We start from the raw sequence: 15,935 nt of genomic DNA on the forward strand, positions 1-15,935 counted from the left end.
GATTCTGTTTTTTTATATGTTCTTTCCAGTTTTGGAATTTGTTTTTTTATTGTAACTTATTTTTTCAAGTTAAAACTTGAAAAAAATTAGTCGTTTTGATTTTTCATTCCGAACAAATCTCCTTTTTGAAACAATTTTAAATCATCTTGTAAAGCTTGATGATTTCTTTGTGTAACAGCTGGCGAGTCTAAATCGCTCAAATCTGGTTTTCCTGCATTTACCCACGCCGTATACCAAAAACTTGCTGTTGCAGTAATCGCTTTTTTCATTTGAGTTTCAACCATTCCGTTTAAATCTTGGTGAAGTTTTTTCGCATACTCATCAGAGAAAACTGGTGTATTGTATTTGCTTTTTAATACTTTTCCATCTGTATCCATTTTAAAAACCTGATTTTCTGGAGTTGCCGTTCTCAACTTTTTATCAATATCCAATAATGGTTTCACTAAAGTATGAGTATCGTTTATCATATCCCAAGTTGCTTTATGAACATCAGCGTAATATTGAGCTTCAGGAACATTTAGCTTGTAATTTTTAGCAAACAACTCTGGAAGTCTGCTTTCCCAAAGAGAATGAATCCCTTTTTGATCGCTCAATTGTCCGTCATGATTTGCCGAAGTATGCAATGGCATATGTGCATCACCAATATAATGACCTAAATCTGCAGCAAGAAATAAAATTTCTGCTCTATTTTTATCCTTAAAGGCTTTGGTTAATTTAACCATCATATCCTCAATATACCAAGGTAAAATTCCGTTATTGTTCAAAAACTTACTATCGTATTTTTTCTTTGCTTCTTCTAAAGTTTTTGGAATACTATCAGCAGCACCAAAGTTTTCCATATCAAAATAATGCCTAGGATTCTCGTCTTTGTAATTTAAAGCATATTTACGAATATCCGGAACAGATGCTTCTTGAGTAATAAAATCGATGTGATTGTAAAAGAAAATCTGAAGTGGTTTTGGTAAAGCCATTACAGCAGCTTTATTAATTCTTTCATGGCCTACAATTCCCCATGATAAAGTAAAAAAACCTATGATTAATGCAAAAAAAGCAATTAATTTTGGTCTCATTTTGAAGTTTTTCATTTTTGTTTTTATTTGAGAGACAAATTTACCTTATTTAAAGATAATTTAAAAGAATCGCTTTTAAGATTCTTTTAATTTAACCTCTAACCTTTTTTAAACCATATAAGTATGGTAAATATAAAATCGTGAGAATTTTTCTTGTATGTTTGTTTCGGTATTAAATCTTACAAATATGCGCCGCTTTATTCTAAATTTCGCTCTCTTTTTTAGTTCAGTTTGTTTAGCCCAAGAAACTGATATACAATTAAAAAATGTCAGCGATACCATCCTAAACACAAAAAGAGTACTTAAAATATCTGGTTCACTTGATCCCGTAAAAACAATGCAAAAATTGTTTCCCGGTAAATTATACAATTTATCAGATCATAATACTTTTATAAGCTGGAAATGCAACAATTGTAAACCGCAGCCTTTTATTGATGCAAATGGTGTTGAAGGAGATCAGATTTTTCCATATAAAGAGGGCGTTGCAACAAGACTTTTAAGTAATTATGATTACTCTGATTCGAAAGGAAATCAATTCAAACTATTGACTTTTAACCATTCTTTTTATGATGCTGATGGTGCACAAACTGGGCGTTTCTCTGGCGGATTAATTGGTGTTGCTAAATTTGCTAAAAATGGAGCGGTCTGGGAAATGAAATCTTTTCAACCTGCTTTTGCAGCATTTGGTGCATTTTCGAGAGCACCTTCACCAAAACTTGTTGAAATTGGCGAAGATCAATATGCGTTTACGATAGAACATGCAAACGGCGGCGCAGGTGCTCCTTATAATGGTTACTTATATCTTATTGCTGGTTTTGATGGTAAATATCGGCCTTTAATGGAATTAGGTTATTATTCTTTATTTAATAATGGTGGAAACTCTGAATGGTCTAGTTCGTATAAAGTAATCAACGATGGTACGAAAAAGTTTTTTAGAGATTTTGCCATTACTACGACTGGTTTTTATAAAAAAGCAAAAGGTACAGAAGATGATTATGATGTAGATTTACCAACAGAAATTATTGAACTGGCAAAAACTAAAAAACAGTTTAATTTCGTAATTGAAAAAAGACTTTCTTTTTCAGGAAAATGGTATAAAATAACAGGCAAACCAACTGTCAAATTCTCAAATATAAAATAATCGATTTAACCGAGATACAAAATTGATACTAAACCTAAAACTGCTATAAAAATCCATAAAAATACGCCTTGCAATAAAGGCTTCACTCCTACGGATTTTAGAGTATTTATATTCAATGTTGCTCCTATTAAGAACAGGGTTATTGTTAATCCAATTTTTGCAATATTTACAATATGCGGTGCAATTACTGCTGTTGCAGGGACATAACTATTTAAAAGCATAGCGACAATAAACAAACCTATGAAATAAGGAATTTTAATTTTTGAATTTTTACTTTTAAAAATTGCCGCTGTTAAAATCGAAATTGGAATAATCCATAAAGCTCTCGCTAGTTTTACTGTTGTAGCGATCTGCAAAGCTTCGGCTCCATATTTATTTGCAGCGCCAACTACAGAACTAGTATCATGAATAGCAATGGCACACCATAATCCGAAATCTTTTTGCGATAAATCAAGCTGATGACCAATAAATGGAAAAACGAATAAGGCGATTGAATTTAATATAAATATTACTCCTAAAGCTATTGAGGTTTGGTTTTCGTTTGATTTTATTACTGGTGAAATTGCTGCTATGGCACTTCCTCCACAAATTGCAGTTCCACACGATATTAAGTGAGATGTTTTTTTATCGGTTTTTAACCATTTTCCTAAAAAAGTTCCTAGAATTAAAGTACTGAATATGGAGAATATAGTTAGTAAGAAGCCTTCTTTTCCAGCCGAAATGGCACTTGATGCATTCATCCCGAATCCTAAACCAATAACAGAGAACTGTAATAAAAAAGTGATTGCTTTATTATTGAATTCTACAAATGGATTACCAAAGATGTTTACAATTACAACTCCAAACAGCAAAGCAATTGGTGGTGAAATGATCGAAAATAAGCATAAAAAGATAACAGCTGCAAAAATGGCTTGTTGTAAGTAACGATTAACTTCGAATAATTGTGAGGCTGTATGTTCTTTTGTTTTCAAAATAGAATAATTAAAAATTTATTCTGCAAAGTTCTATCCTTTTACACGAAACTCCCAATCGCAAATTACAATCGACTATAACTTTAAGTTATAATGATTTGACATATTTTGGATAAAAAGCTCTGATAACGAATCAGATTTACCTAACAATGTGATGATATAAAAGTATCTATCTACAGATAATTCTTCTACATCCAAAACCATTAATTCTTTATTTTTCAACTCTTTACTTACTGCATGAATAGACATAAAAGCAAAACAGTCTGAATTTAATAAATACGATTTAATACTTTCTGTACTTCCTAACTGCATTTCGATTTGTAAATCTGAAAATTTCAAACCTGCTTTTTTCAATGCATATTCTATAACTTCAAGTGTTCCTGATCCACGTTCACGCGTTATGAATTTCATTGATTTTAAATCACTTACTGAAATTTCATTTTTTTTCACAAACGGATTATTACTATTGCATACCAAAACCAATTCGTCCTTTAAAAACGGAATATACTTTATGGATTGATTTTTTGACTGCCCTTCGACAATTCCAATTTCAATTTCTTTGTTTATTAAAGCATTTTCGATTTGTTCTGTATTTCCGTTTAACAAATTAACTTTTATGTCTTTTTGCTTTTGATGAAAATGCGCTAAAACTGGAGAAATAATATATTGAGAAATTGTTGTACTTGCTCCTAATCGCAATAAACCTTGGCGTTCGTTAATAAAAGAACTCATTTCAAAATCGATCTCGCGATAAATTTCAAAGATCTCTTTTGCATGTTTTAGCAGAATTTCTCCAGCTGGAGTTAAAGCAATTTTAGAACCGTTTCGTTCAAAAAGCTTTGTTTTATAGGTTTCCTCGAGTTCTTGAATATGCTTAGAAACGGCAGGCTGCGTAATGTATAGCTCTGTTGCCGCTTTAGTAAAATTAAGGCGGAGCGCAACGGTGTAGAATACTTTTAACCTGAAATCCATAATTTATTCCTTTTTAATTCTTGTTCTTAAAACTTCCATCAGCTTCGTAATTCCGTTAACAATTCCTTGATAGTAATCTCCTTTTTTGAATTCTGGAATAAAATCATGATCAATGATTTCTTTTGTTTCTTGTTCTGTAAGTACTTTTGCTATTCCATTTCCAAGTTCTATTCTGATTTTTCTATATCCCTTTGACAGTCCAATCAAAATTCCGTTGTCTTTTCCTTTCTTTCCAATACCCCAAGTTTTAGCAATATGAAGTGATAGCGCTTCAAACTTGTCACTAGAAGTCTTAACAGTATCAATGGTTACAATTGCAATTTCAATAGATGTTTCCCTTTCAAAATTTGAAATTACATTGTCTAACTTCTTTTCTTCGTCATCAGAAAAAATTCTTTCATAATCATTAATCCAGCCTTTGGGACTTGGCAAATTATTCCAATAAATTTCTCGAAATGTTGTAATCGTTTTATCTTTTAACGAATCATTTTGCTCTTTCTCAAAAGTTTGACCGGTTGCAGAAATCGCAATAAAAAATAAAATAGTAAAAATTACTTCTTTCATTATTAAAAATTAGTCAATTTATAGCAACAAACTACAACAACCCATTATATTTCCTAACAAACCATTCCGTGGTCAATAAAGCAGCAATTAAGACCAATAACCAAACCCAGTCAATAATTGGAGTTTTTGTTGAAACGTTTTTTTCAATCGATTTGTATTCTTTGCTTTCTAAAAGCTCTTGAATCAAATCATCAGCTTGATCTTCAAAGAACGCTTTTCCGTTGGTTTGCAATGCTAATTGTTTCAGTTTTGCAACATCAGGATTTACAAATTGTTTTTCGATGTCAAAATCTAAAATTTCAAAATGACTTGAATAAGATGTATTTGAGTTTAGCTCTTTTACTGTAAAATTATACTTTCCTGCGGTTAATCCTTCTAAGTTTACAGAGAAAGAATTGTTTCCTTTTAATAAATCGTAGTTTTTTACTTGTTTGGTTTCAGCATTTGTAACGGTAATTGTTAGTCTTGCTTTTTCGTCAAACTCATAGTTTTTATTGAAATATTGTGCATTGATTATAATTTCTTCACCCGAATTGTAAAAACTTTCGTGTGTTACTACAAGTGATTTCTTTGATGTTGATGTGGCTAAATACTGAATTATTTTATCTACAAATACATCATACTTTTCAAACGACTGATTGTCGATATGACTTTGCAAACGCCATTTCCAGCTGTTTTCACCTAAAAGAAAAGCTGTTCTCTTTCCTTGATTTTCGGCAAAAGCCAACAAAGGAGCATTTGTAGAAACATTTCTAATTTTTGAAGAAAGCAAAACGGACACATTTCCGTTTGTTGAAATTGTTCCGAATAAGTTTTGCAAAGGCGGGAAATTTTCGAAACCAATATTATCAACGGCAAATAAATTGAACTGAGATTGAAATTCAGACAAATAATCTTCGATTTGTCCGCTCATTTTAAAAACCAAATTATTTTGCTGCTGGTTTAGAAAATTAAAATCGGTGTTGTTTCCTGTTATGATAAATGTGTTTCTTCCAGCTTGTTTATTATTGTCAAAAACAGCTTTGAAAGCTGATGTTGGCTGGTATAAAACTAAAACTGATGCTTCTTGCAGCTGGCTGATATCATTTGGTTTAACTAAAATTACTTTGCGTTGTGCATTAACTTCGATTGAGCGTTTTAAAACAGCAATATCTGGATGGTTTATGGCTGACACAATTGCTATTGTCGATTTTTGATCGATTACTTCTACTGCAAAGTTCTTGATATTATTATAGCTGTTCTTTTCTTTTGCGGTTGACGAAATACTGGCTTTAAATATTTGAAGTCCTACTTTATCGGCTGGTAAAAGTAAATTTAATGCTGCTGTTTTTTTAGATGGTGAGAAAGAAACTTTCTCTTTTGCGACAACGGTATTTCCCTGCGAAATTGTAAAATCGGCAGTTGTAGATTTATCGCCTGCATACTGAAGAAAAACTTCTACAGGAAATTTATTTTTATGAAATGCGTATTTATTTACGTTTAACTGATTTATTTTTAAATCAAGAAAAGTGGTTGTATCTCCCACAACCAAAGGATAAACTTTATTGACAGGATCAAATCGGTATACGTAATCGTTTCCTGTAGTTTGATTTCCGTCAGTAATAATTACTGTTGGGAAAATCAGATTTTTATTGATGCTTTTTAAATTCTTTGCTGCTTCGTCTAGATTGGTTTGTTTGCCGCTAAAATCAAATTTATCTGACGTTTTAAAATCGGCATCGAATTGATAGGATTGAATATCGAATTTTTCTTTTAATGCGGGATTTGAAATTAGCTTTTGGTATAATTCAACTGCTTTTTTGTCTGCTTTTAATGCGGTTATTGAACTTGAATTATCGACAGCAATTGCCAAAGGTGTTTTGGTAATCTCCAGCGAACTTTTTGAAATTACAGGGTTTATAAGTAACACCAATAATCCAAAAATGGCTAGAAAACGTAAAAAAGCCAAAAACCAAATCAGATTCGATTTGTTTTTGGCTTTAAAAAAATATTGAAAATACGATAACCCACCCGCTATTACTAAAGAAAGCAATAATAATAAAATCGTGTTTGTAGTCATATATATCTAGTATTCAGTAATCAATTTTTAGTGATCAAATTAAAAAAATTAGTGTTCAGAGTCAGATAAAAACTGAATACTAAAGTCTGAACACTGAAAACTATTAAGTAAGCATTCCTCCGCAAACATTAAGAACTTGTCCTGTAACGTATGCACTCATATCTGATGCTAAGAAAAGACAAGCATTTGCTACATCTTCTGTAGTTCCTCCGCGTTTCAACGGAATTCCGTCTCTCCATCCTTTTACTACATCTTCTGGTAATTTTGCAGTCATTTCTGTTTCAATAAAACCTGGAGCAATTGCGTTACAACGAATGTTACGTGATCCTAATTCTAAAGCTACTGATTTTGTAAAACCAATTGCACCTGCTTTTGATGCTGCGTAATTTGTTTGTCCTGCATTTCCAGAAACTCCTACAACAGAGCTAATATTAATGATAGAACCTGCACGCTGCTTCAAGAATGTTTTTTGAATTGCTTTTGTCATATTAAAAACTGATTTCAAGTTTACATCAATTACTTGATCAAAATCAGCTTCAGACATACGCATTAACAAGTTATCTTTTGTAATTCCTGCGTTGTTAATCAAAATATCTACTGTACCAAAATCAGCCAAAACTGCATCAACAAAAGTTTGTGCTTCATTAAAATCGGCTGCATTAGACTTGTAACCTTTTGCTTTAACACCTAAACCATTTAACTCCGCTTCTAAAGCTTGAGCAGATTCTACAGATGAGCTATATGTAAATGCTACGTTTGCTCCGTGTTTAGCAAAAACTTCTGCAATTCCTTTTCCAATTCCTCGACTCGCGCCAGTAATGATTGCTACTTTTCCTTCTAGTAATTTCATATTGAAAATTAATTTAAATAATTATTTTTAACAGTCTGATCCTTATACACAATATTTTACAATTATAAGAAGTAAAATTCAAGAGTTTTTTCTCTAATTTCTATAAGAACAGTGCTAATAATGACTTGTCAAATATATGATAATTCCCTTTTTAAAAAAAATAACAATAGTAAATCATTACAAATAGGAAATATAATCACTAATCTAAATCTGAGAAATCAAATAAAAAAACCAGCAGTCATGATCTACCGGTTTTGCTAATAAAACTATCTCAATTTGTCATTCTAACCTAGATCAGGATAAGGAAATGGAGTAGGGTAAGCAGGTATTGGATCTGGTATTGCTGCAGGCCCCATAATGCATGGACCATGGTAAGGTAAAGATGTATAAGGAATCATACAAACTGCTTGAATAGGTTCCCCACTACCAATTACACTCTTCATCTCGTTTAAACTAAGTGCTTCTACCCCCTTTAAATTCAAAATTGTTTTTAACATAATAAAATAATTATAAAAATTTTAAATACCTCAATCATTTTAGGTCCGTTGAGTTTCAGACAGAAATTAAGCATAACCTTCTAATTTTAAATAATAAATATAAGAAAATAAATCTATTAAAAATATAAATCATACTATTTTACTTAAATATATAAAAAAAGCGACTCGAATTGAGTCGCTTTTTCTCCAAAATTAAAAACAAAACTAAAACTATTAGTTAAGCCTCCAAGTCGTCATCCTAAACGGACTTGAAGAACTTGTAAACGTATAAACTGGATCAGTGTAAAATACTCTAAAGCTTTCTTTTTTCACATAAATTCCATTTGGATCCATCAGATACTTATCAAAACTAGCAAGGAATGCCGGCGTAGCTACTGTTGTATTTCCGTTCCAAGATTTATGCTTTAAAATCACCTTTTTACCAACTGCATCTTCTGTAATAGTAACATGATGCTGTAAAGCTCCTCTTCCTACGAAAGTGTAATAAATAAATGTTCCAATAGCATGATTACTATATATTTCAACAGTTGCAATACTTTGTCCTTTAGGCAAAGCCGCATTAATTTTAGCTATTTCAGCATTAAACAATACTGAATTACTTGGAGCATTTACAGTGTGATCATTAGTATAATATCCAAATGCAGTAAATGGCTGCCCAGGAAGAAATAATTTATAATCATCTGTTAGTGATAAAGGTTTGTCTGTATATTTAATAACAGCACTTACACCGCCTGTTCCTGTTGCTGTAAAACTTCCATCAGTATCATTATATACAAAATTAGTCAGGTTTTGTCCGCCCACTACTACTGCAGGACTCACAACAATACCGGTTGAGGTATATCCTACTCCCATATTATAGCTTACAGAATAACCTGCTTCGATAGAATTTGACTCTGCAAAACGAGTTACTGCAGAAAATGAAAAATCAAACTGATGTTTTGTTGTTCCATCATTTGTTTCTAATAATCTAAACAATGGTCTTGTAGGAGCTCCAATTACATTAGGAATCATTTCAATATTTTTATGTAAATCTGCCCAATCTTGAGCTGTTGCTTTTACGAAACGTAATTCACGATTATTTCTATTGGTTCTAAAAACAATCTCTCCTTTTTCCTGACCGTAATACAAAAACTGAAAATCCCCTAAATATCCTTTCGCTCTTAAGGCTGGAATTGGGAAATTATCTGATTCTGATAAAAGGTGAATTCTATTTTTTGTTGTAAAAGTCACACTTACTGTACTTCCAAGCTGAATAGCGTACTCGCTTTTATAAACATCTGTATCTGCATCAAAATCTGATGCCATTTCTACACTTCCATCTTTTGCAAACTTAAATAAATGTGTATAACCTCCTAAAACAGTATTATCTGTAAAATAGACTGCTTTCCATCCAAATTCTGATGAAAGTAATGCATCATTTAGTTCAGATTTTTGATTATTTAAACGCGTTGTAGGCGTTTCTTCAAAAAATTGCTCAGCATCTGTATTATTATTACAGGCGGTTAATTGCAGTATTAAAACAGCTGCAAATAAGTATTTATATAGGTGTTTTATTTTCATAATACTTTTATTAATTGTTTATTACTGCACTTGTATTTTTCTCTGCTTCATCTCTTAAAGCATAGAAATCCATGTTAAAAGCGTCTTTAAAATATTTTACTACGATTGCTTCTTTTGCTTTTAATGCGGCTAATGCAGTTGGACTTTTAATACCTTTTAAAAATGCCGCATATTCAGCTTTTGAATAGATTAAGATCATAGATGCAGTTTCGGCAAAATCTTCATTGATGTTTGATCTTGCATAACTGGTTATAAACCCAAGTTCATTTGATTCAGGTATCTCATAATTGTACCAGTCTGCTGTGTAACCACCTGGTGTCAGTGTTTTCCACGCTTTTTCATCAAATGGTTTATTTTGGTTTAAGATGTGTATATACTCGTGCTGAATTGTATGTACAAACTCTGATACATTTTCTCTATCGTCTTGATCTATATAATCGGTTTCGAATAATGTAACACGCTGTCCTCCTTCGGCTAAACCTAAAGTTCTGGTTCCTACACTATTTAAATTCACACCGCCTATTAAGACAATTTCTCTTGGAGCAATTTTTTTCACAAAGTCAGGGCCTCCAATCGTTAAATAACTATTAAGCCATATTGTTTTCACAATTTCAAGTGCTGGCTGTACTTTTTCTGTTAGTGGAGGAAAAAGAAAACGACTGTTATCTACTGTATTTTGATTCCATTTGTATTGCACATTAATATTGTATGGATTTAAATAGGTTGTTGTTATCCAATTATCTAGCTCCGTTTTTATTGGCTGTGTATAGTCTAACTGGCTTTCTCCCGGCATTTCATCACTTCCACATGAAACTAGTACTGTAGAAACTATTGCTAAAATCGCAATTTTATTATATTTTAATAATTTCATAATTTTACTTTTAAGATTATCTAGGATTCAGTTCAACGCCCGTACTTGATGCATGCAATGGAATTTGCAAAGCTCTGCGGTTGTCATCTTTAGCTAATGTATTTACTGGTTTATTTGCCGTTTCGTGTTTTACAACAATATTAAAACGCTTGATATCAAACCATCTAAGTCCTTCGTGTATAAAATCTCTTCTTCTTGTTTCTGCAATTGCTTTTATATATGATGTCTGTACTGGCGTCATTGTATAGAATGGCGTATATTCATCTGCAACCACTGGAAATTTAGCTGTTACTTTTGCTTCCGTTAATTTATCTGTTGGTGCATAAGTTGGTGTTCTTGTTGCTAAGAAATATTCTAATTCATCGTTTGCTAAAGCAGTTTGCCCCTTCATTACATGAGCTTCAATTCTATTTAAAAAGAATTCATCGTTGCTTAATAAAACTTCAGCGACAAATGGTTCTCCAATTGCTGCAGTTACATTTGAATATTTGAAATACTCATAAAATTTAGGCACAAATAAAGTTATACTGCTGTTTGATGAATATAGGTTGTAATAGTATGGTTTTCCAAAAAGGTTTGTGGTCGGGCCAAAAACTTCCGGCTGACGCGCACCTGAAAGGTTAAAACGGTTTAAATGATATACTCTGCTTACAATTGTATTTGCAGAAACGATCAATAAATTTGTTTCGGCTGCGCTGCTTGAATACTTTAACTGCTGATCTTCTACACCTAAAGATTCGTAAGCTGAATAATCTCTAAGTTTTCCTTCTGGTTTTGAACCTAAGTCATTAGATAATTCAATTACTCTATCCCAGTTTCCTTTTATTAAATAAAATCTGCTGGCGAAAGCTTTTGAAGCATTTACGTTAAAATGAAATCTAGGCTCTTTGTAATTGTTTGTTACATACTTTAAACCTTCTTCAAGATCTTTCTCTATAAAATCAAAAACTTCAGCAACTGTATTTCTTTTGTATTTAGTCACTAATTCTGTTTCTGGTTTTGTTACATAAGGAACTCCTAAATCTGTAGCCGCTGTAGCTGGATTATAACGTTTGGCCCAAAGTGAAACTAACATAAAATGAGAATAAGCTCTTGCTATTAATGCTTCTCCTTTTTGCGGGTTTAAATTTGATGTATTTCCTAATTCATCAATTGCCTGTAAAGCTTTATTTGCATGTGCAATAGCTCTATAACAAGCATCCCAATAATAAGCCTGAGTATCAATCTCTGTTGTTTCTGTTTGAATTTCCCAGTTATAGTTTTGCTCATTTTTTCTTATTGTTTCCGGCAGTCCGCTATCAAAAACGTTATCAGACATCGTTTCGGCAATCTCAAAATAACTCATTTGAGGATAAGCTTCAACTAGCAATTCTGATATTTTTTCGGGCGTGTTTATTTCAGTTCTATTATCTGGTTTTTCTGAAAGAAAATCATCACAACCAGTAATACAAATAAGTATTAATAGGGATAGTGTTATTTTTAAGTTTTTCATGTTTTTGACTATTATAATGAAAGATTTAAAGTAAATGTGTATTGAGATGTTACTGGTAATGCAACTCCTCCAGAATTACGAAACTCAGGATCTTGGCCGTTTAATCTTTTATCAGAATAAATCAACCATGGATTAACAGCCGAACCTTTTAACGTAAAAGTGCTAAGTCCTAATTTTCTTTTAAAATCTTTAGGAAATTCCCAGCTCAAAGAGATATTTTTTAATCTCACAAAATCACCATCAGCAATTCGAACATCAGAGTAATTATAAGTATTGTATGCTCTTGCAAGAGTACGTTCTCCGTCGTAATTTGCATTCAAACGCTTGTCTGCAATTACTGGAACATTAGTATGATTTTCATCCCCCGGATTTATCCAACGATTTGTAAAATCTTTAGTAAAAACAGTTAAATCGTCATAAGCACTATCATAAATAGGATTTAAACGAACTTTATTTCCTCCTGAGCCTACAAAAAACACATATAATGACCAATTTTTATAAGTAAATGTATTTGCCCATCCTATTGATTTATTTGGCTCAATTGAACCTTCATATTTCAAATATTTTGTTACATCTATATTGTCTTGAAAATTAGCACCCGTAATATTATTCTCTGCACCATCTTGCAGGATAAATGTTGGTAAACCTTGGTTATTTAATCCTGTAAACTGATAAGAATAGATCGAATTTCTTGGATGACTAAGTGTGTTTCCTCCATTTGGATCAACTAAATCAAAAGCTGTTGGAGTGTTTTGCAATCTTGTAATTTTTTGTGTAAATACAGAGAAATTAACCGTAGAAGACCAATTAAAACTCGGAGAACTTAGAATTTTTCCAGTTACACCAATCTCTAAACCTTCCGTTTCCATATCAGCATTATTTCCTTGTCTAATTCTTTGACCTCCAATTCCTGAAGTGATCACATAATCCACTAGATCAAATGCTTGACGACGATAAACATCTGTTGTAAGCTGTAATCTGTTGTTAAACATTCCAAGATCAACCCCAATATTGGTTTCAAACTGTTTTTCCCAAGTTAGGTCACCATTTTGCAACTCGTCAATTCTAATTCCAGATTCTCTGTCATCTAGAAGAAAACGATCTGTGATAAAGCTTTTGTAGATTGCCAATGAGTTAGTTGCCGGACCAGCAGTAGCTGTTAAACCATAAGATGCTCTAAGCGCTAAAGTATTTACCGATTCAACATCTTTCATGAACTTTTCTTCAGCAACATTCCATTTTCCACTAAAAGTATAAGTTGGAAGCCATCTTGATGAATCGCTGTTTCCTTGTCTGTTTGATCCATCATAGCGGCCTGTTACAGAAGCTGTATAGCGACGATCATAAGTGTAACCAACTTTTCCGAAGAAACCTACTGTTCTTTCTTTTTCTTCATTGAAACCATAATACGAATCTCCTCCGTTGATAATTTTTTCGATTATTCTTGGATCTGTAAATGCTGTTAAACCTCTGTCGTATTGTAAACCTGCAGCAGTAAAATTATCACTTGTTCTGTCTACAACTCTCATTTCTGTTCCAAATAAACCTTCTAATTCGTGTTTTTCATTGAATGTGTTTCTATAATTAACACTGTTTCTTAAGTTGTAAGAAGTTAAATCATTTGTAAATTTTCTTAGAAAACCTCCATTTGGTAATACTGAAACTTTTGGAGCTGTTAAATCATTAGGATCTTGATACAAAAAGATGTTTTGATCTCTAACCAATGTATTAACTCCATCTTCACCATCAGGAGTACCCGCTTTATAAGCTCCTACTACATTTGAACCTTCTAAAATTTTATGCTCACGGCTTGTGTTTGCATAACGAGCAGAACCTGTTAAATTATACGTTAAATGCTTATTAATTTTATAATCTAAATCTAATTGAAAACGAATGTCTTTTACTTCAATTTCCATATAGTTATTTTTTAACTCATTGATGATATTCATCTTTGCCCAGTTGTTTCTGTAATACTCCAGTTCTCCGTTCTCATCGTAAGGTCTCAAAGTTCTACTTGTATTTAAAACATAGTTGAAGGGGTTAATATCAAAATCACGTGTTATTTTACCAAAAACAACATCTTTTTCGCTTTCATAACTACCAGGCGCACCTTGATCGCGAATAGACGCAAGAGTCGAAAGTGTAATATTCAATCTATCATTTACATAAAATGTCCCTTTGATGTTACTTGAAATCTGTTTTACATCATCAGCAATAGTCCATCCCGGATCTGTATAATAGCCTAAAGAGGCATAAAATGTATTGTTTTTTCCTCCTCCAGAAAAACTTAAGGAATGATTTTGAGTAATTGATGGTCTGAAAAGTACATTAAACCAATCTGTATTTCCTAATTCGTATTTCTTTAAAAAATTGTTACGGCTAACTGGATCATTATTTACTAAATAACCTCCTGTTTCAGGAACATAAGTATTAATAGCACGCCCTAAAATATTGTAAGCTCCGCCATACCTTCCATTTACCGTTGAAGGAAGATCTAAATACCCTTTAGACTCCATTTCTTTAAAAATACTCATTGACTCCTGAGAATTCAAAATATCATATTGGCTGTAGTTTGGTACTGCTCTTACTGTTTGTTCTAAACCATAGCTTACTTTTAATGGAGAATCTCTACGCCCTTGTTTTGTAGTTACAACAACAACACCATTTAATGATCTTGATCCATAGATAGAAGTTGCAGATGCATCTTTAAGAATTTCAATGCTTTGAATATCGTTTGCATTTAATCCCGCAACTGACGAACTTAACAATGTTTCAGAATTTCCTGAAGCTAAATCTGCGAACGATAAATTGATAATGTCTTCTTGAACAACTCCGTCAATTACCCATAATGGTTTTGTATCTCCAAAAATAGAAGATGATCCACGAACTGTAATTTTAGGTGCAGTACCAAAAGTTCCTGTAACATTTTGTACTGTAACCCCTGCTGCTTTACCTTCAATCATTCTACTTACGTCAACAACACCATCAACTTTCAATTCAGCACCAGAAATTTTGCTGATCGCCCCTGTAAAGGTTCTTTTTGATGTTTTCTCGTAACCTGTAGTTACAACAACTTCTTTTAAGTTTTGCCCTAATTCACTAAGAACAATTGTTGGCGTAGTATTAGAAATGCCAATTTCTCTGGTTTCCATACCAACATAAGAAATAACAAGCTTATCAGAGTTTGAAGGCATCTCGATAGAGAAATTACCATCAAAATCTGTCAATACAGCAGTTTTTGTTCCTTTTACCATTACTGTTGCACCAGGAAGAGGACTTCCGCTTGCATCAGTTACTTTTCCCTTTATAATTGGTCCTGCCGTTAATACTTCAAAAAGTGAATCATGATTATCTGCACTTGCAAACGGATCTTCACTTGTCGTTTTTTGCAAGATAATTTGATTACTTACTTCTGAAAATGCAATATTAAAAGGCACTAATATTCGACTAAGAATACTAGATAATGTCTCTTGATTTGCCTCAATACTAACCTTTCGGCTCAATTGAGGAAGTCTTGAATTATACGAAAATTTTACATGTGCAGACTTTTCGATTTTAGACAAAGCACTATCAAGAGTCAAATTCTCAACTGTAATTGTAACTTTTGTATCTAATTTCTTTTGCCCATTTACATTATTTGCCATAGCAAAGCTTGAAAACACAAGTGCTAAGACAAACTGAAATAGTGTTATTTTCATGATTCTATAGAGTAATCGTTGTTTAACAACTGGTTTTTTCATAATTTTGATTTGTTTTGATTAATACTTATTCGAGTGTATTCTAAGAAACGAATGAATTACTCTTTACAGAGAGAAAATTCAATTTAATAAGTGTCGTGATGTTACAGCATCGCGGCACTTTTTTTTACAACATTCTTTTTCACATAGG

12 protein-coding genes are annotated in these 15,935 nt (G+C 32.3%); 1 reads left to right on the top strand and 11 read right to left on the bottom strand.

What is annotated here, in order from left to right:
• Positions 1–86: 86 nt before the first annotated feature.
• Positions 87–1,085, bottom strand: coding sequence for a zinc dependent phospholipase C family protein (locus B0A75_RS17030; protein WP_089055469.1), 999 nt, complete (start codon positions 1,083–1,085; stop codon positions 87–89).
• A 322-nt stretch (positions 1,086–1,407) separates the two neighbouring features.
• Here B0A75_RS17030 and B0A75_RS17035 point away from each other — a divergent pair, with 322 nt between their 5' ends.
• On the top strand, positions 1,408–2,211 hold the full coding sequence (locus tag B0A75_RS17035) for a hypothetical protein (protein WP_244284413.1): 804 nt from the start codon (positions 1,408–1,410) through the stop codon (positions 2,209–2,211).
• Positions 2,212–2,216: 5 nt separating this feature from the next.
• Here B0A75_RS17035 and B0A75_RS17040 read toward each other — a convergent pair whose 3' ends face one another.
• The 10 genes from B0A75_RS17040 to B0A75_RS17085 form a co-directional block, all read right to left on the bottom strand.
• Positions 2,217–3,182, bottom strand: coding sequence for a YeiH family protein (locus tag B0A75_RS17040; RefSeq protein ID WP_089055470.1), 966 nt, complete (start codon positions 3,180–3,182; stop codon positions 2,217–2,219).
• A 75-nt stretch (positions 3,183–3,257) separates the two neighbouring features.
• Positions 3,258–4,154, bottom strand: coding sequence for a LysR family transcriptional regulator (locus tag B0A75_RS17045; RefSeq protein WP_089055471.1), 897 nt, complete (start codon positions 4,152–4,154; stop codon positions 3,258–3,260).
• A gap of 3 nt (positions 4,155–4,157) precedes the next feature.
• Positions 4,158–4,718: a TPM domain-containing protein gene (locus B0A75_RS17050; RefSeq protein ID WP_089055472.1), complete on the bottom strand. Its 561-nt coding sequence runs from the start codon at positions 4,716–4,718 to the stop codon at positions 4,158–4,160.
• 31 nt (positions 4,719–4,749) lie between these two features.
• The gene (locus B0A75_RS17055; RefSeq protein WP_089055473.1) at positions 4,750–6,777 is read right to left on the bottom strand and encodes a hypothetical protein; all 2,028 of its coding nucleotides are present in this window, start codon (positions 6,775–6,777) and stop codon (positions 4,750–4,752) included.
• 103 nt (positions 6,778–6,880) lie between these two features.
• Positions 6,881–7,627, bottom strand: coding sequence for a 3-oxoacyl-[acyl-carrier-protein] reductase (fabG, locus tag B0A75_RS17060; RefSeq protein WP_089055474.1), 747 nt, complete (start codon positions 7,625–7,627; stop codon positions 6,881–6,883).
• A gap of 284 nt (positions 7,628–7,911) precedes the next feature.
• On the bottom strand, positions 7,912–8,070 hold the full coding sequence (locus B0A75_RS20540; protein WP_165765136.1) for a hypothetical protein: 159 nt from the start codon (positions 8,068–8,070) through the stop codon (positions 7,912–7,914).
• Between the two features lie 267 nt (positions 8,071–8,337).
• Positions 8,338–9,684 carry a DUF4302 domain-containing protein gene (locus B0A75_RS17070; protein WP_089055476.1) on the bottom strand — a complete coding sequence of 449 codons (1,347 nt, stop codon included), beginning with the start codon at positions 9,682–9,684 and terminating at the stop codon, positions 8,338–8,340.
• A gap of 10 nt (positions 9,685–9,694) precedes the next feature.
• Positions 9,695–10,555, bottom strand: coding sequence for a substrate import-associated zinc metallohydrolase lipoprotein (locus B0A75_RS17075; RefSeq protein ID WP_089055477.1), 861 nt, complete (start codon positions 10,553–10,555; stop codon positions 9,695–9,697).
• Between the two features lie 16 nt (positions 10,556–10,571).
• Complete coding sequence (locus tag B0A75_RS17080) at positions 10,572–12,047, bottom strand: RagB/SusD family nutrient uptake outer membrane protein (protein WP_089055478.1); 1,476 nt, start codon at positions 12,045–12,047, stop codon at positions 10,572–10,574.
• An 11-nt stretch (positions 12,048–12,058) separates the two neighbouring features.
• Positions 12,059–15,787, bottom strand: a complete 3,729-nt coding sequence (locus B0A75_RS17085; protein ID WP_089055479.1) for a SusC/RagA family TonB-linked outer membrane protein — start codon at positions 15,785–15,787, stop codon at positions 12,059–12,061.
• Positions 15,788–15,935 lie beyond the last annotated feature (148 nt).

The sequence above is a fragment of the Flavobacterium oncorhynchi genome (genome assembly GCF_002217355.1).
Classification (GTDB): Bacteria; Bacteroidota; Bacteroidia; order Flavobacteriales; family Flavobacteriaceae; genus Flavobacterium; species Flavobacterium oncorhynchi.